This is a genomic window from Microbispora oryzae (assembly GCF_017896165.1).
Classification (GTDB): domain Bacteria; phylum Actinomycetota; class Actinomycetes; order Streptosporangiales; family Streptosporangiaceae; genus Microbispora; species Microbispora oryzae.
Window position 1 is genome coordinate 60,604 of the sequence record NZ_JAFCNB010000018.1, and the last position, 16,272, is coordinate 76,875.

The window sequence follows — 16,272 nt, forward strand, 5'->3', positions numbered from 1 at the left end:
CTGAATGACTCAAGTAAAGGAAGTATCCAAGTTAGTTGTGGACGGCAATCTCTCGGGCGTCACCCGGATGTCACCGGGAGATGGCATGCTCGGGTGCCGTGAGACGTCACCATCTGGCCCTTCCCCTCTTCGGCTTCCTCCTTCTGGCCGGATGCGCGGCCGCCGAGGGCGAGCAGGTGCCCCCGGCCTCCGCCTCAACCGCCGGGTCGACCGCGGCCTCGGCCCCGACCGCCGCCGAGAGCCCCGGTGAAGCGGCGTCGCCGTCGCCCTCACCTCGGCCGTACACGATCTCGTTCGCCGGAGACGTGCATTTCGAGGGTGTTCTGCGCGCCCGCCTCAACGCCGACCCTCGTACGGCACTCGGACCCATCGCGGCGGTGCTGCGCAGGTCGGACCTGACGGCGCTCAACCTGGAGACCGCCATCACCACCGGCGGCACCCCCGCGCCGGGCAAGCAGTTCACCTTCCGGGCGCCGCCCAGCGCCTTCACCGCGCTCAAGGCGGCCGGGGTCGACGTCGTCACGATGGCCAACAACCATGGCATGGACTACATGGAGGGCGGGCTCCGCGACTCGCTGGCCGCCATCCGCAAGAGCGGCTTCCCTGTGGTGGGCATCGGGCGGAACGCCACCGAGGCGTATCGGCCGTACCGGGCCACGGTGCGGGGCAACCGGGTGGCGCTCATCGGGGCGACGCAGGTGCTCGACTCCCAGTTCATTCAATCCTGGACGGCCACCGCGACCAAGGGCGGTCTCGCGTCCGCGAAGGACGAGCCCCGGCTGCTGCGGGCCGTACGGCAGGCCCGCAAGAGCTCCGACACCGTCATCGTCTTCCTCCACTGGGGTACGGAACTGGTCAAGTGCCCCACCCCGGCCCAGCGGAGCCTCGCCGACCACCTGGTTGCCGCGGGCGCCGACGTGGTGGTGGGAAGCCACGCCCACATCCTGCTCGGCGGTGGTTTCCACGGCCGTGCCTTCGTGCAGTACGGCCTGGGCAACTTCGCCTTCTACAACTGGGGTCCGGACACCGGCACCACCGGCGTCCTCACCCTGACCGTCAAGGGCCGCGACGTCCTCAAGGAGCAGTGGACGCCGGCGCGGATCAACGGCGGCGTGCCGATCCCGCTCGCCGGCCAGGCGAAGCAGCAGGCCGTGAACTCCTACCAGGCGCTGCGCGGCTGCACCGGACTGTCCGACGACACCTGAGCCCCCGGCCGGCGCCTGTCTCGGGGGCGTACCAGCGGCGCGTGTCGGCGGGGCGTGCTTCGGTATCCCCGGGCCGTCCCATCCCGCTTATCCCGGTGGGTGGGTGACCCGGTTGGGGCGCGGTAGCCCGGCGGGGCGTTCGTGTTTTCGGCGGTTGGGGTGGTGGAGGAGGGTCCAGGTGCCGTTGGGGTTGCGGCGAGCGGTGTAGCGGTGGGGGTGGGCGAATTTGTCGCGGTTGTGGAAGGTGCAGGCGGGGGCCAGCACGTCGAGGTTGGTCACGCCGTCGTCGATCCAGCCGTGGACGTGGTCGACTTCGGCCATGTCGGCGGGGATCGGGCACCCCTGGCAGTAACAGGTCGCGTACTGCGCCAGCAGTGCCTTCCGCTGGGCCGGGGTCGCCAGGCGGACCGAGCGGCCCATGTCCAGCACCTGACCCTTGGCGTCCATCACCAGCCGGGTCAACCGTGAGTTCCGGGCCAGCCGGTGAACGTCGCTGACGGGCAGCAGATGCCCGGTCGCGACGAGCAGCCCGGGGGCCAACCGGTCGGGGGCGTGCCCGCAGGTGCGGCACGCGTCAGCCCGCACACCGCCGGCCTCCGCTGTCGCCTCCGCCCACGCCTCCGCCTGCGCTTCCGCTGTCGCCTCCGCCCACGCCTCCGCCTGCGCTTCCGCTGTCGCCTCCGCGGCGCCGCGCGTTCCCGTGGCCTCTGCCCGTGTTGCTGCCCGTGTCTCCGCCCGTGTCCTCGCCCGTGTCTTCGCGTCTGCGTCTGTGCCCGTGTCTGGGAGAGCGCTCGCAGCGGCGTCTTCGGCGGCAGCAGCGGCAGCATCGGTAGTGGCGTCTGCGGCAGCGCCGGTGGGGGCGAGGATGTCGTCGGGGAGGGATTCGACGCGGACCATGACGAGGAGTTCGGTGGTGACCTTCTCGCTCAACAGGGCGGCGAAGGCGTCGGCCTGGCGGACGCGGAGCGGCCGGTCGTCGTCCCTGTCCTTCGGCCGGGCGTAGGCGGTCATGAACTCCCGCAGCCGCGCCGCTGCCTCCCTGGGCAGGCGGAACTCACCCTCCACCCCACCGGTGTCGGACGGGCGGAGCAGCAGGAACCGGGACGCGTAGTCGTTCTTGCATTCTTCGACGAGGGTGCCGGGGTCGAGGATCTCCCGGATGTACCGGCCGGCCTTGGCCACCTCCGCACACGTCGCACTGCCGGCCAACTCCACCAGGATCGGCTCGGCTTCGGCCGCCTGCTCGTCGGTGAGTTTGGCCGTCACCGTGGTGATCACATCGACGGCTCCGCCGGACAGGGACCCGGCCCCGTAACGCTCCTCCACCAGGGGGAGGCGGGCCACCTCCGTGGCGAGGCGCAACCACCGCGACGCCTGCGCACCGGTCATCCCCGGACCACGCCGCACCACCCACGGCGCCCCCGGTACACCCGCCACGCCCAGAACATCCGGTGCTGACGCGTCCGGTGTGGGAGCGCCCGACGCAGACGCGTCCGGTGGGGGAGCGTCCGGTGCGGAGGCAGCCGGTGGGGGTGTGCTCGGCGCAGGGGCACTCGGTCTGTCCGAGCGGAGCCAGGAAGTGGTGGAGGCATGCCCATGCGCCTTCGCCTCGCCCGTGACGTTCACCACGTGTAACCGGCCCGCCACCAGCGAGCCCATCACGTCCATCGCCTGAATCAGCGTCTCCGCCTCGTGGAAACACACCGCAGGACTGTCCGGCAGACCCGCACGCGCCATCCCCGTGACCAAACCCAACACCACATCCGCGACATCACCGGCACCGTAACCAGCCGCCACATCACCGGCCGCGGCATCACGGGCGGCTTCGCCAGCGCTATCGCCCACGGGGTCTTCGGCAGACCGCCCCGGCGGAGGCAAAGCAGGATCCAGACACGCACCCGCCGGCAGGGGCGGCACCCCATCCGCCGGGACGCGACGAGGAGCCGGAGCCGCCTCCGAGGCTGCCGACCCGAGGGAGTCGGCATCACGACCCGCTCCCCGGCCCATGGACCCCGTGACGCCGTGCACCTCACTGGAGCCGGCGACGCCACCGACGCCAGAGTCACGAACCGCCGACATCGGAGCACCCCCTCCCCACCATCAGTCCGATCACGTGTTCGAAACGCTACCGACCGTCACCGACAATTTCCGGGGAGCCCCTCGGGCTGTGGAAAACCCTGGAGTTGTGTCTTCGGCGGACTCGCGGCCAAGAGTGCGACGGCCTCGCCGTCGACCCCGTAGAGCCGCGTCCTGGCATGCCTGGGGAGGCACGCCGATACGAGGCTGACGATAAGCAGTCCAGCCGGGCGGAGGAGTGGAACGGCCCGGGAGGAGGTGGGGAACAGCCCGGCGGAGTGGGCGGTTGGGCCTGCCGGGAAGGTTCCAGGCGGGCAAGATGGTGATTGTGTCCAGCCGGCCTGTGTGGGGAGTCGACGGCCCGACCGTCGAAGATCAGGAGCGTGCCGGCGGCGAGGCGAGCATGGCCGAGCCGCTGCGCCGCAGGCCCAGCCAACGGCGCAGTGCCCGCAGGGTCGAGCGCATGCTCGACGCCTGCGCGGAACTGCTCGACGAGGGCGGGTACGAGGCGTTGTCCACCACGCGTGTCGCGGAGCGGGCGGGGGTGGCCATCGGCTCGCTTTATCAGTTCTTTCCCGACAAGCGAGCCCTGATGCAAGCCCTGACCAGGCGGAACGTCGAGGTCTTCGTGTCGAGGGTGGGTAGCCGCTTCCTGACCGATGACTACGTCGGCTGGTGGGACGCGGTCGACGCGATCATCGACGTCTACGTGGAGATGCACCGCAGTGTCCCGGGCTTCCGGTCTCTGCATATCGGCGACGTCTTCGATCTCAACCTGCTCGACTCGGTCGCCGACAACAACACCGTGATCGCCGGGCGGCTGCGGGCGCTGTTGCTCGCCGAGTTCGGGCTGGTGGACAGCGCGGAGCTGGATCGTGCCATCCTCGTGGCCGTCGAGGCGGGGGACGCCGTGCTCAAGCTCGCGTTCCGGGATGACCGGGAGGGAGCGCCCGAGATCGTGGCGGAGGCGAAGCAGCTCATCCGCGGCTATCTGTCCCGGCAGCTCCGGGCCGAGGGCGTGCCGCCGGCTCAGTGATGGTGATGTCGTGCGCGCACCGGCTCGGGGCCGGCGGCGGGCACGACGATCGAGGAGAAGAGGGTCGGTTCCATCATCCGCACCGAGCTGTCGTTGCCGTCGTTGTGCCAGGGCCTGTTGTGGGTGCGCGGCGGTGGTGTCAGCTGACGTTCGTCGTCCTCGGGGGCCCGGGTGACCGTCCGTCCGCCCGCCCGGCCGGAACCGCATCGTACGGCGGCGGCGGGTTCGACGGTGAGCTCCATCATCTGCAGCTGCGCCTGGAGGCGGGCGAGCTCCCTGCGAGCTTGGTCGAGCGCCTCGAACTGGGCGCTGGCGTAGCCGGCGATGCCTGGGACCACGGCGGCCAGGACCGTTGCGGAAGCGAGAGTCAGGATGACTCGCTTGGACATGTGTATCGCTCCTCCGCCGAGCTGGACGTGCACCGGCGATGCGCGATATGCCCGCTTAGAAGTGGTTAAAAGCGTTTAGTAGCCAATCGTGTACTAATTGTGGCGTCGAGAATGCCGTGGGTTGTCCTGCGAAAACAGTGGGACGTCGGTAGCCTCGGCTCTGTGTCACATGTGACAAATGAGCAGCTAGACCGACTGCTTGAACAGGCCCTGCTGCACGACGATCACGGCGCGCTCGCCCGCCGGCTCGACGCGCTCGCACAGGCATATGAGTCCGGGGAGATGTCCCGTTCGGCGATCTTCGTGCTGGCGGCGGAGGAGTGGCGTCAGGCCGGCCAGCCGGCGACGGCGCTGGACCGGTTCCAGAGCGCGATCGACGACGGCGGCGAGGTGCCGGTCGACCCGCGGTCGGGCATCGCGGACACCTTGTTCGAACTGGACCGGCCCGACGAGGCGCGGGAAGTCATCGCCGCCATCAGGGCGGATCGGTGGAATCCGGCGACCGCTCTCACCGTCGCCGAGACCCTCGCGGCGTACGGCGACCTGGACGGCGCGCATGAGTGGGCCACCGAGGGTGTGCGGGCGTGCCCGCCGGGCTCGGCCGTCCGCGACTCGCTGCTGCGCATCCGCTACCGCATCCGCCTCGACCTCGGGCTGCCCGAGGACGATCTCGACGGCCTGCTCGACGCGTCGCGCTGAGACTCCGCCGTCCGCCGGGCATGGGGGCGCGTGAGAAGGCGCATGAGGGACGCGTGAGAAGGTGCATGAGAGGCGCATGAGAAAGGGGCCGTGAGACACGGCCCCTTCTGTCGATCCCGGGCTCGGCGCTCGGCCGCGCGCTCCGGGACGTGGCGTTCGATCGGCCCGGTGCGCCGCGTGGTGCGGGTGGCCGGGCCGTCGTCGTGCTATGGCAGGAGTTTCTTCCCGGTCGCGTTCGCGAGCTCGGTGACCGCCTTGGTGCTCGCCGCCTTCGCCAGCACAGGCGTGGTGATGTCCCCGTCCTGGGAGTGGGCGGACGCCTTCGGGTAGACGCGTCCCGCGCGTTCCGGCCGCGCACCCGCCCTCATCGTTCCGGGCTGGGCCGCCGAAGCGGCGGCGTCGCCCTGCCGGTGGTGACGGTGCCGCCGGTGCTTGGCCGCCCGCGCCTGGCCAGCCTGTGCCTGGTCAGCCTGTGCCTGGTCAGACGGCGTCTGGCCGGCCTGCGACCCTGCGGCCTGTGATCGATCGGTCTGCGACTCCTCGGTCCGTGACCGGCGTGTGTCGGCAGCCTGGCCCTGGTTCCGCGACTGCCCCTGGCCCGCCGCCGCCCGCGTGTCCGCCTGGTCACGGTGTCCGCGGTGGGCGCCGTGTTGCGTTCCGCGCTGGGTTCCGCGCTGGGTTCCGCGCTGAGTTCCGCGGTGCTCGGTGACCTGCCCGGCGCCCATCGAGGTCGCCCCGGCCGGGTCGCTCACCGCCTGGCCGGCAGCGCCGGCCCGTGCGCTGTCGTTCCGTGCGCTGTCGTTCCGTGCGCTGTCGTTCCGCTTGGCCCCGTGCCGGCCCGTGTCGTGCTGGCTGGCGTGCTGGCTGGCCTCGTCCTGCCGGGTCTCGGGCTTCGGATGCCGGTGCCGCTTGTGGAGGGCCTCACCGATCGGGTGCACCCGCTTCCCGGAGCGGGACTCCTCCGCCCGGCTGCCGATGGGTGCGGCGAGCGGTGCGGCGAGCGGCGCCGCGAGAGGCGCGGCCGCCGTGCCGGTCCCGGTCGGTATGCAGACCGTGTTGGCGACGGAGGGCCGGGACGGGGCGACGGCCAGGAGCGGCATCCTCGACGCCGGGAAGATCGTGCGGGGAGCGGCGGGCACATGGCCGGCCACGTCCCTGGTGGCCGCGGGAAGGGCGTTCGACGCGGGGAGCGTCCTCGGGCCGACGGCCGGTACGGCGGCCTTCGGAGCCGCGGGGAGGCCGGCCGGGACGGCCTTGGCGGCGGAGGGGAGACCGCCGGGAACGGCCTTGGCCGCGGACGGCAGGCCCGCGGGCACGGTCCTGGGCGCCGCGGGGAGACCGGCGGGCAGGGTCTTGGGCGCCTCCGGGAGAGCGGCGGGCAGGATCCTCGGCGCGGGAAGTCCCGTGGGCAGGGCCCTCGGGGTGCCCGGCAGCCCGCCCGGCACCGCCGTGGCGGGGGCGGCGACCGCCCGGCCGGGCAGCCCCGGCCGTCCCTGCCCGGCCGCGGCCCCGGCGGCGTCGGCGACGCTGAGCACGCCCGCCGCCGGGGCCAGGGCGGGCAGCCCCGCGGGAACCGGGGTCCGGCCCTGCGGCTCGCACGCGCCCACGGTGGTCGCGCCGTTCTCCGCCATGGCCTGACCGCCGGTGAACCAGCTGACGCCGGCGGTCACGGCCGCCAGCGCCACGCACCGCCCTCGAATACTTCGCGATGTCCTGGACATGCACGTCCCCCTGACTGCGTACGGTAGTCCGACGAAGGCCGAACGTAGCCAGCCAGGGGAAACGGCGGGGTCGGCTTGCCCCAATGGTGGGGAAGACCTTACCGAGCGGCCCGGATGCTCAGCGTGTCCTCGGGTTCGGCAAAGTCGACGATTACCTCGTCGCCGTCGCGGATGGTCCCGGACAGCAGTTCCTTGGCCAGCTTGTCTCCGATCGCCGTCTGGATCAGCCGGCGCAGGGGCCGGGCGCCGTACAGCGGGTCGTAGCCGGTCAGGGCCAGCCAGTCGCGGGCGGCGGGCGTCACGGTCATCGTCAGCCTGCGGTCCGCGAGCCGGGCGGCGAGCCTCGCCACCTGCAGGTCGACGATCTGCGAGAGCTCCTCGGTGCCCAGTGCGTCGAACACGATGATGTCGTCGAGCCGGTTGAGGAACTCCGGCTTGAACGAGCCGCGCACCGCGTTCAGCACCGCCTCCCGCTTGGCTCCGTTTTCCAGCGTCGGGTCGACGAGGAACTGCGAGCCGATGTTGGAGGTGAGGATCAGGATCGTGTTGCGGAAGTCGACCGTACGACCCTGACCGTCGGTCAGCCGGCCGTCGTCGAGCACCTGGAGCAGGATGTCGAAGACCTCGGGATGGGCCTTCTCGATCTCGTCGAGGAGCACCACGGTGTACGGCCTGCGGCGGACGGCCTCGGTGAGCTGGCCGCCCTCCTCGTAGCCGACGTAGCCGGGAGGGGCGCCGACGAGCCGCGCGACGCTGTGCTTCTCGCCGTACTCGCTCATGTCGATGCGGGTCATCGCCCGCTCGTCGTCGAACAGGAACTCCGCCAGCGCCTTGGCCAGCTCGGTCTTGCCAACGCCGGTGGGGCCGAGGAAGAGGAACGAGCCGGTCGGCCGGTCGGGGTCGGAGACGCCGGCCCGGGCCCGCCGTACGGCGTCGGAGACGGCCTGGACGGCGTCCTTCTGGCCGATCAGGCGCCTGCCCAGATCGTCTTCCATGCGGAGCAGCTTGGCGGTCTCACCCTCCAGCAGCCGCCCGGCCGGGATGCCGGTCCAGGACGAGATGACCTCGGCGATGTCGTCGGGGCCGACCTCCTCCTTGACCATGGGCTCCTCGGCCTCGGCGTTCTCGGCCGCGCGGGTGGCCTCGGCCAGCTCCTTCTCCAGCCGGGGCACGTCGCCGTACATCAGCCGGGAGGCCGACTCGAAGTCGCCGTCGCGCTGGGCCCGCTCGGCCGCGCCGCGAGCCGCGTCGAGCTGCTTCTTCAGCTCCCCGACCCGGTTGAGCCCGGCCTTCTCCCGCTCCCAGCGGCCGACGAGCGAGCCCAGCTCCTCCTGCCGGTTGGCCAGCTCCTCGCGGAGCTTCGCCAGGCGCTGGCGGCTCGCCTCGTCGGTCTCCTTGGCGAGCGCCAGCTCCTCCATCTTCAGGCGGTCGACGCTGCGCTGGAGCTGGTCGATCTCCACGGGGCGGGAGTCGATCTCCATGCGGAGCCGGGACATCGACTCGTCGACCAGGTCGATGGCCTTGTCGGGGAGGAACCTCGCGGTGATGTACCGGTCGGACAGCGTCGCCGCCGCCACCAGGGCGCTGTCGGAGATCTGCACCTGGTGGTGCGCCTCATATCGGCCCTTCAGGCCGCGCAGGATCGCGATGGTGTCCTCGACCGTCGGCTCACCGACGTAGACCTGCTGGAACCGTCGCTCCAGGGCGGGGTCCTTCTCGATGCGCTCGCGGTACTCGTCCAGCGTGGTCGCGCCGATCATCCGCAGCTCGCCTCGGGCCAGCATCGGCTTCAGCATGTTGCCGGCGTCCATCGCGCCCTCGGCGGCGCCCGCCCCGACCATCGTGTGCAGCTCGTCGATGAAGGTGATGATCTGGCCGTCGCTCTTCTTGATCTCGTTGAGCACGGCCTTGAGCCGTTCCTCGAACTCGCCGCGATACTTCGCGCCCGCGACCATCGCGCCGAGGTCGAGCGCGACCAGTCGCTTGTTGCGCAGGCTCTCCGGAACGTCACCGGCCACGATGCGCTGAGCCAGCCCCTCCACGACGGCGGTCTTGCCGACACCGGGCTCGCCGATCAGCACCGGGTTGTTCTTGGTCCGGCGCGACAGGACCTGGACCACACGCCGGATCTCGCCGTCCCGGCCGATCACCGGGTCGAGCTTGCCGGACCGCGCGCGCTCGGTGAGGTCGACGCCGTACTTCTCCAGCGCCTGATAGGTGTCCTCGGGCGTCTCGCTGGTGACGCGGCCGTGCCCGCGGACCTTCTCGAAGGCGTCGAGCAGGGCGTTCGGCGTGGCGCCCTCGGCCTTGAGCAGCTCGGCCACCTGACCGCCGTCGGCCGCGAGGCCGACCAGCAGGTGCTCAGTGGAGACGTACTCGTCCTCCAGCTGCCTGGCCCGCTGCGCCGCCGTGTTGAGGACAGTGAGCAACTGGCGGGAGCTCGACGGCGCGCTGACGGTGGAGCCCTGCGCCTTCGGCAGCCGGTCGAGTTGCTCCTCGACCTGGGTGCGCAGCCGCTTCCAGTCGGCTCCGACTGCTTCGAGCAGGGGAACGGCGACGCCGCCCGTCTGCGCGAGCAGGGTGGAGAGCAGGTGGGCGGGCGACACCTCCGGGTTCCCTTCGGCCGCCGCCCGCCGTACGGCCCCAGACAGAGCCTCCTGGCTCTTCTGCGTGAGTTTGTAGTCCATATGTGTGATGCCTCGCTTCGCAGCCTCAGGCCGGTGGCAGTTCGTAGCGGATCAGCGCACGGATCATCGTGACCTCGCCCCGCAGCTGGGCGACCTCTTCGCGCAGCCGTATGTTCTCGGTCTCGAGCTCAAGGATGCGTTTGATCCCCGCGAGGTTGATGCCGTGTTCCTGGGAGAGGCGCTGGACCTCGCGCAGCAGCACGATGTCCCTGGTGGAGTAGAGCCGCCCGCGGCCCGCCGTACGGCCGGGGCTCACGAGGCCGAGCCGGTCGTACTGGCGGAGCGTCTGCGGATGGAGCCCGGAGAGCTGGGCGGCCACCGAGATCACGTAGACGGGTGTGTCATCGGAAATGTCGAAGAATTTCGCATCCATCGGCTCACTCGCTTCTGGCCTGCTTGATCAGCTCTTCGCGGAGGTCCGGGCCCTCGGTGGCGTTCTTGAACTCCTCCAGGGCGGACCGGGCCTTGTCGTCGAGGTTCTGCGGCACCGTGACCTGGACGGTCACGAGCAGGTCGCCCTTGGTGCCGTCCTTGCGTGCGGCGCCGCGGCCCCGCACGCGGAACGTGCGGCCGTTCGGAGTGCCCTCGGGAATGCGCAGCGTCACCGGCATGCCCTTGAGCGTGGGCACCTTGATCTCCGCGCCCAGGGCGGCCTCGGGGAACGTGACGGGCACGGTGACCGTCAGGTTCTCCCCGCTGCGTCCGAACACCGGGTGGGGCTTCACGTGGACCAGCACGTAGAGGTCGCCGGCCGGGCCGCCGTTCTCGCCCGGCGCGCCCTTGGCCTTGATCCGGATGCGCTGACCGTCTCCCACCCCGGCCGGGATGCGGGCCTGGATGGTCCGGGTGCTCTTGCCCCGGCCGCTGCCCTCGCACACCGGGCACGGGTCGTCCACGATCAGTCCGCGGCCGCGGCAGTCGCGGCACGGCTCGGAGAACGCGAAGTTGCCGAGGTTGCGGCTGGCCGCCCCGGTGCCGTCGCACGTCGGGCAGACCCGCGGAGTGGTGCCCGCCTTCGCGCCGGTGCCGGAGCACGCCGGGCAGGCCGACGAGCTCGTCAGCCTGAGTGACACGGTGGTGCCGTCGACCGCCTCGCCGAAGCCGAGCGTCACCTCGGACTCGATGTCCTGGCCACGCCTCGGCCTGCTGGTGGTCGTGGTGCGCGTCCCGCCCCCCCGGTTGAACAGCCCGCCGAACAGGTCGCCGATCCGGTCGCCGCCGCCCGAGCTCCCGGAGAAGAGATCGCCGAAGTCGAAGTTGAAACCGCCCCGGGGCGCGCCCGCCCCGGTGTAACCGCCCATCCCGGAGCCGAACAGGGTGCGGGCCTCGTCGTACTCCTTGCGGCGCTTGGTGTCCGACAGCACGTCGTAGGCCTCGGAGACGCTCTTGAACTTCTCCTCGGTCTCCGAGTTGCCCGGGTTGGCGTCCGGGTGATACTGCCGGGCCAGCTTGCGGTAGGCCTTCTTGATCTCCTCGGCGGTCGCGGTCTTGGGCACACCAAGGACGGCGTAGTAGTCCTTTTCCAAGTAGTCCTTGGTGCTCATCTATCGCTTCCTTCGAAACTCAAGGGGAGTCAGTGGCCGTCTCTCCCGATCTTTCCTGATCGGGAGAGACCTTCGGATGTCAGGCACACGACCTACACCGCGGAGGCGCCGGAGCCGTCCGCGTCACCGGCCTCCGCCGCGCCCTCGTCGGCCGCCACCTCGCCTGGCTCGGCGACGGCGACACGGGCGGGGCGCAGGATCCTGTCGCCCATGCGGTAACCGGGCTGGAGGATCTCGACGCACGTGGGCTCGGTGACCTCCGCCGAGTAGCTGTGCAGCAGAGCCTCGTGGACGGTGGGGTCGAACGGGTCGCCCTTCACGCCGTACGTCGACAGGCCGAGCTTGCCGACGGCCGCCTCCAGCGACTCGCTCACCTTGGCGAAGCCGCCGGTGAGCTCGCCGTGGTCACGGGCGCGGCCGATGTCGTCGAGCACCGGCAGGAGCTCGTTGAGCACGCTGGCCACGGCCTGCTCTCTCACGGTGATCCGGTCGCGCTCGACCCGCTTGCGGTAGTTGCTGAACTCCGCCTGCAGTCGTTGCAGGTCGGCGGTCCGCTCCGCGAGGAGGTCCGAGGCGTCGGCCGGAGCCGCCGCCGGAGCCTGCCCGGCGGGGGCACCGGCCGGGCCCTGGTCGGAGGAGGCGGGGGCCGCCTGCTCCCCGGCGCCCTCGCGGGCCCGCCCGGTCTCCGGGTCGATCTTGCGGTTGTCGCGGATCACCGGCTCCTCCGCGGAGCCGTTCTCACGCGGGCTCACTTGGTGCCGCCCTCCTGCTTCGGCTCGTCATCGATGATCTCGGCCTCGACCACGTCGTCATCCGCCTTGCCCTGCTCGGCACCGGCGCCCTGCGCGGCGCCGTCGGCGCCCGCGCCCTGGGACTGAGCGTAGATCGCGGACCCCATCTTCTGGCTGACCGTCGCGAGAGTCTCGGCGGCGGTGCGGATGGCGGCCGTGTCGGTGCCCTCAAGCTCCTTCTTCAGAGCGGACAGCGCGTCGGTGACCTCGGTCTTGATGTCGGCCGGGATCTTCTCGTCGTTCTCGCCGAGGAACTTCTCGGTCTGGTAGGCCAGCGCGTCCGCGTTGTTGCGGACCTCGGCCTCCTCGCGGCGCTTCTTGTCGTCCTCGGCGTAGGACTCCGCCTCGCGCATCATGCGCTCGATGTCGTCCTTGCCCAGGGCCGAGCCGCCGGTGATCGTCATCGACTGCTCCTTGCCCGTGCCGAGGTCCTTCGCCGAGACGTTCACGATGCCGTTCGCGTCGATGTCGAAGGTGACCTCGATCTGCGGGATGCCGCGCGGCGCCGGGGCGATGCCGGTCAGCTCGAAGGTCGCCAGCTTCTTGTTGTACGCGGCGATCTCGCGCTCGCCCTGGTAGACCTGGATCTGCACCGACGGCTGGTTGTCCTCGGCCGTGGTGAAGACCTCCGAGCGCTTGGTCGGGATCGTCGTGTTGCGCTCGATGATCTTCGTGAAGATCCCGCCCTTGGTCTCGATGCCGAGGCTCAGCGGGGTGACGTCGAGCAGCAGGACGTCCTTGACCTCACCCTTGAGGACGCCGGCCTGGAGAGCGGCGCCGATGGCGACGACCTCGTCCGGGTTCACGCCCTTGTTGGGCTCCTTGCCGCCGGTCAGCTCCTTGACCAGGTCGGACACCGCGGGCATGCGGGTCGAGCCGCCGACCAGCACCACGTGGGCGATGTCCGAGACCTTGATCCCGGCGTCCTTGATGACCTGGTGGAACGGGCCCTTGCAGCGCTCGAGCAGGTCGGCCGTGATCCGCTGGAACTCGGCCCGGGTGAGCTTCTCCTCCAGGTGCAGCGGGCCCTCGGAGGAGGCGGTGATGTAAGGCAGGTTGATCGTGGTCTCTGTCTGGCTGGACAGCTCGATCTTGGCCTTCTCCGCCGCCTCGCGCAGTCGCTGGAGGGCCATCTTGTCCTTGGACAGGTCGACGCCGTGCGCGTTCTTGAAACGGGTCACGAGCTCGTCGACGATCCGCTGGTCCCAGTCGTCGCCGCCCAGGTGGTTGTCACCGCTGGTCGCCTTGACCTCGACGAAGCCGTGGCCGTCCTCCTGGCCGACGTCGAGCAGGGACACGTCGAAGGTGCCGCCGCCGAGGTCGAAGACCAGGATGGTCTGGTCCTTCTCCTTGTCGAGGCCGTACGCCAGGGCCGCGGAGGTGGGCTCGTTGATGATCCGCAGCACGTTGAGGCCCGCGATCTGGCCGGCCTCCTTGGTGGCCTGCCGCTGCGCGTCGTTGAAGTACGCGGGAACGGTGATCACCGCGTCGGCGATCTTCTCGCCCAGGTATGCCTCCGCGTCCTGCTTGAGCTTCTGCAGGACGAACGCGCTGATCTGCTGGGGAGTGAACTTCTTCCCGTCGATCTCGACGGTCCAGTTCGTGCCCATCTGGCGCTTGACCGAGCGGATGGTCCGGTCGACGTTGGTCACCGCCTGACGCTTGGCGACCTCTCCGACAAGGACCTCGCCGTTCTTCGCGAAGGCGACCACGGACGGAGTGGTCCGCGAGCCCTGCGCGTTCGCGATGACGGTGGGCTCGCCGCCCTCGAGGATCGAGACGACGGAGTTGGTCGTCCCAAGGTCGATACCTACCGCACGTGCCATGAGTACGTCCTTGTAGTCAAAGTTGAGTCGGGTGGACTCATACTCGCCCGACTCCCGGTGGGTTGTCAATCGAGTTGAGTCTACGGGGCTCAACCCCGAGGCGCGTGGCGGCATTCCCCGAATCGGGTCATCCCGCCGCGCCGTCCACGACCTTCCGTCCGTCGAGCGGGGCCTTGAGGGCGACGGCCGTCCGCTTCTTGAGGGCGATATCGATGCAGGCGACGTCGGGCGAGCGGGGATCCGTTCCCTCGTAGAGGGTGACGGTCACCGTCTTCGGGGTCTCGGCGACCTCGACCCGGTCGAGCACGTTGCACGGCTCGACTCCCGACCACCAGACGATCTCCAGTGACCGGCCGTCCGCGGAAGGGGTGGCGTCGAGCCATCTCACCTTCCGCGTCCGCACCGTGTGCCCCGCGGGGGTCACCAGGCTCGGCGCGGGCGCCGGCGCGGACGCGGGTCCGGGCGCGCCGGGCGTGGTCGAGGCGGGGGGTGGGGCGGGCGTGTGCGTGGGCGGGGCGGATGGGGCGGAGGCGGTCGTGTCGGAGGGTGTCTCTCCGCAGGCGACCGCGAGGGTCAGGAGGGCCGCGAGCCAGATTTTCCGCATACCCCGTTAACGGCCGGCCGCCCCCCGGGGTTCAAGCCGATGTTGTCAGGTGAGTTCACCCGCTGTGTCAGGTGCCCCGGATTCCCGGATTTCCCCGTTGACGGCCATCGCCACTGACCTTAAATTCATCACATGATGAATTTAAGCGAGCCCGCGGTCTCGGTACGAGATCTGCGGGTGTCCCGAGGCGGCGTCGAGGTGCTGCACGGGCTCACGTTCGAGGTGCCCCGAGGGCAGGTGACGGGCCTGCTGGGCCCGAGCGGGTGCGGGAAGACCACGTTGATCCGCTCCATCGTCGGCGTGCAGGTCGTCGCCGGGGGCGAGGTGAGCGTCCTCGGCGAGCCGGCGGGCAGCCCCGCGCTGCGCCGGCTGATCGGCTACTCCACGCAGAGTCCTGCGGTCTACCGGGACCTGTCGGTCCGGGAGAACCTGCGCTACTTCGCGTCCGTCCTGGGCGCCCCGCGCGACGACGCCGACCGGGTCCTTGAGGAGGTGGGGCTCGCCGAGGCGGCCGGCCAGCTCGGCGGCACGCTTTCGGGCGGTCAGCTCACCCGCGCCAGCCTGGCCGTGGCCCTGCTCGGCCGCCCCGAGCTGATCATCCTGGACGAGCCGACGGTCGGGCTCGACCCCGTCCTGCGCCAGGAGCTGTGGCTGCTCTTCCACGGACTCGCGGCCAGGGGCGTCACGCTCCTCGTCTCCAGCCACGTCATGGACGAGGCCGCCCGCTGCGACCGGCTCCTCGTGCTCCGCCAGGGCGCGATCCTGGCCGACGGCACCCCCGCGAGCCTGCGCGAGCACACCGGTACGACCGACCTGGAGGAGGCCTTCCTGCGCCTCATCGAGGAGACGACGGCGGCGTGAACCCCTCGATCACCCTCGCGACCGCGCGGCGCATCCTGACCCAGCTCCGGCACGATCACCGCACCGTCGCCCTGATGACGCTGGTGCCCACGCTGGTGATGATCCTGCTCTACTACGTGATGGACGACGAGCGGTCGTTCGCCCAGTGGGCGCCGGTCCTGCTGTGCGTCTTCCCCTTCCTGGTGATGTTCCTCGTCACCTCGATCGCGACCCTGCGCGAGCGGACCTCCGGCACGCTGGAACGGCTGATGGCGATGCCGCTGGGCAAGCTCGACCTGCTCGTCGGGTACGGCCTGGCCTTCGGCCTGATGGCGTGCGCGCAGGTGGCGCTGGCCCTGACGGTGTCGCTGACGTGGCTCGGTCTCGACCTGCCCGGCTCGCTGTGGCCGCTGGTGCTCGTGGCGGTGCTCAACGCCCTGCTGGGCACCTCGCTGGGCCTGCTGTGCAGCGCGTTCGCGCGTACCGAGTTCCAGGCCGTGCAGCTGATGCCGGTCGTGATGATCCCCCAGATCCTCCTCGGGGGCATCCTGGTGCCGCGCGCCCAGATGGCGGCGCTGCTGGAGTGGATCTCCGACGTGCTGCCGATGTCGTACGCGATCGAGGCGATGAAGGACGCGGCCATGGGCGACGATCTCGGCGGCGAGTTCTGGCGGGACATCCTGGTGGTCGCGGGGTGCGTGCTGCTCGCGCTCGTCCTGGGCGCCGCCACCCTGCGCCGCCGCACCCCGTGAGCCCCCGGTCGAGTGGCGGGGCCGCGCCGGCGCGCTCGCCGTCCGGGGACGGAAACGGGGGGAGCCCCTGATCCGGGTGGATCAGGGGCTCCCTGGTCTCGG

14 protein-coding genes are annotated in these 16,272 nt (G+C 70.8%); 5 read left to right on the plus strand and 9 right to left on the minus strand.

Features of this window, described 5'->3' with window-relative positions; translation table 11 throughout:
• Positions 1 to 80 precede the first annotated feature (80 nt).
• Positions 81 to 1,205 (plus strand): CapA family protein, encoded by a 1,125-nt coding sequence (locus JOL79_RS26165; RefSeq protein WP_210158549.1) that lies wholly within the window; start codon positions 81 to 83, stop codon positions 1,203 to 1,205.
• A gap of 87 nt (positions 1,206 to 1,292) precedes the next feature.
• On the opposite strand, the gene JOL79_RS26170 is transcribed toward JOL79_RS26165, so the two are convergent.
• Entirely contained in the window at positions 1,293 to 2,642 is a 1,350-nt protein-coding gene (locus JOL79_RS26170) for an HNH endonuclease signature motif containing protein (protein WP_210158550.1), read from the minus strand.
• Positions 2,643 to 3,684: 1,042 nt separating this feature from the next.
• On the opposite strand from JOL79_RS26170, the gene JOL79_RS26175 reads away from it, so the two are divergent.
• Positions 3,685 to 4,317 (plus strand): TetR/AcrR family transcriptional regulator, encoded by a 633-nt coding sequence (locus JOL79_RS26175; RefSeq protein ID WP_210158625.1) that lies wholly within the window; start codon positions 3,685 to 3,687, stop codon positions 4,315 to 4,317.
• Here JOL79_RS26175 and JOL79_RS26180 read toward each other — a convergent pair.
• Entirely contained in the window at positions 4,311 to 4,706 is a 396-nt protein-coding gene (locus JOL79_RS26180) for a hypothetical protein (protein WP_210158551.1), read from the minus strand. The two genes, JOL79_RS26175 and JOL79_RS26180, sit on opposite strands and share 7 nt — an antisense overlap.
• A gap of 162 nt (positions 4,707 to 4,868) precedes the next feature.
• On the opposite strand from JOL79_RS26180, the gene JOL79_RS26185 reads away from it, so the two are divergent.
• On the plus strand, positions 4,869 to 5,405 hold the full coding sequence (locus JOL79_RS26185) for a YfgM family protein (protein WP_307848737.1): 537 nt from the start codon (positions 4,869 to 4,871) through the stop codon (positions 5,403 to 5,405).
• A 206-nt stretch (positions 5,406 to 5,611) separates the two neighbouring features.
• Here the strand turns inward: JOL79_RS26185 and JOL79_RS26190 are convergent, their stop codons facing one another.
• The 7 genes from JOL79_RS26190 to JOL79_RS26220 form a co-directional block, all read right to left on the minus strand.
• Positions 5,612 to 7,090, minus strand: coding sequence for a hypothetical protein (locus JOL79_RS26190; protein ID WP_210158552.1), 1,479 nt, complete (start codon positions 7,088 to 7,090; stop codon positions 5,612 to 5,614).
• 134 nt (positions 7,091 to 7,224) lie between these two features.
• Positions 7,225 to 9,813, minus strand: coding sequence for an ATP-dependent chaperone ClpB (clpB, locus tag JOL79_RS26195; RefSeq protein ID WP_210158553.1), 2,589 nt, complete (start codon positions 9,811 to 9,813; stop codon positions 7,225 to 7,227).
• A gap of 25 nt (positions 9,814 to 9,838) precedes the next feature.
• The gene (locus JOL79_RS26200; RefSeq protein WP_210158554.1) at positions 9,839 to 10,186 is read right to left on the minus strand and encodes a heat shock protein transcriptional repressor HspR; all 348 of its coding nucleotides are present in this window, start codon (positions 10,184 to 10,186) and stop codon (positions 9,839 to 9,841) included.
• Positions 10,187 to 10,190: 4 nt separating this feature from the next.
• Positions 10,191 to 11,357: a molecular chaperone DnaJ gene (gene dnaJ, locus JOL79_RS26205; RefSeq protein WP_210158555.1), complete on the minus strand. Its 1,167-nt coding sequence runs from the start codon at positions 11,355 to 11,357 to the stop codon at positions 10,191 to 10,193.
• A gap of 92 nt (positions 11,358 to 11,449) precedes the next feature.
• Positions 11,450 to 12,109, minus strand: a complete 660-nt coding sequence (gene grpE / locus JOL79_RS26210; protein ID WP_210158556.1) for a nucleotide exchange factor GrpE — start codon at positions 12,107 to 12,109, stop codon at positions 11,450 to 11,452.
• Positions 12,106 to 13,974: a molecular chaperone DnaK gene (gene dnaK / locus JOL79_RS26215; protein WP_210158557.1), complete on the minus strand. Its 1,869-nt coding sequence runs from the start codon at positions 13,972 to 13,974 to the stop codon at positions 12,106 to 12,108. Before dnaK ends, grpE begins: the two co-directional genes overlap by 4 nt.
• Positions 13,975 to 14,101: 127 nt before the next feature.
• Positions 14,102 to 14,578 (minus strand): hypothetical protein, encoded by a 477-nt coding sequence (locus tag JOL79_RS26220; protein ID WP_210158558.1) that lies wholly within the window; start codon positions 14,576 to 14,578, stop codon positions 14,102 to 14,104.
• Between the two features lie 132 nt (positions 14,579 to 14,710).
• Here JOL79_RS26220 and JOL79_RS26225 point away from each other — a divergent pair, with 132 nt between their 5' ends.
• Both JOL79_RS26225 and JOL79_RS26230 read left to right on the plus strand, forming a co-directional pair.
• Positions 14,711 to 15,439, plus strand: a complete 729-nt coding sequence (locus JOL79_RS26225) for an ABC transporter ATP-binding protein (protein WP_230985498.1) — start codon at positions 14,711 to 14,713, stop codon at positions 15,437 to 15,439.
• Positions 15,436 to 16,170 (plus strand): ABC transporter permease, encoded by a 735-nt coding sequence (locus JOL79_RS26230; protein WP_210158559.1) that lies wholly within the window; start codon positions 15,436 to 15,438, stop codon positions 16,168 to 16,170. The genes JOL79_RS26225 and JOL79_RS26230 overlap by 4 nt, the downstream gene beginning before the upstream one ends.
• Positions 16,171 to 16,272 lie beyond the last annotated feature (102 nt).

Bases quoted from the DNA above. Each gene is read 5' to 3' on its own strand.
- JOL79_RS26165 (WP_210158549.1), top strand. From the start codon at position 81: ATGGCATGCTCGGGTGCCGTGAGACGTCACCATCTGGCCCTTCCCCTC.
- JOL79_RS26175 (WP_210158625.1), top strand. From the start codon at position 3,685: ATGGCCGAGCCGCTGCGCCGCAGGCCCAGCCAACGGCGCAGTGCCCGC.
- JOL79_RS26180 (WP_210158551.1), bottom strand. From the start codon at position 4,706: ATGTCCAAGCGAGTCATCCTGACTCTCGCTTCCGCAACGGTCCTGGCC.
- clpB (WP_210158553.1), bottom strand. From the start codon at position 9,813: ATGGACTACAAACTCACGCAGAAGAGCCAGGAGGCTCTGTCTGGGGCC.
- JOL79_RS26200 (WP_210158554.1), bottom strand. From the start codon at position 10,186: ATGGATGCGAAATTCTTCGACATTTCCGATGACACACCCGTCTACGTG.
- dnaJ (WP_210158555.1), bottom strand. From the start codon at position 11,357: ATGAGCACCAAGGACTACTTGGAAAAGGACTACTACGCCGTCCTTGGT.
- dnaK (WP_210158557.1), bottom strand. From the start codon at position 13,974: ATGGCACGTGCGGTAGGTATCGACCTTGGGACGACCAACTCCGTCGTC.
- JOL79_RS26220 (WP_210158558.1), bottom strand. From the start codon at position 14,578: ATGCGGAAAATCTGGCTCGCGGCCCTCCTGACCCTCGCGGTCGCCTGC.
- JOL79_RS26225 (WP_230985498.1), top strand. From the start codon at position 14,711: ATGATGAATTTAAGCGAGCCCGCGGTCTCGGTACGAGATCTGCGGGTG.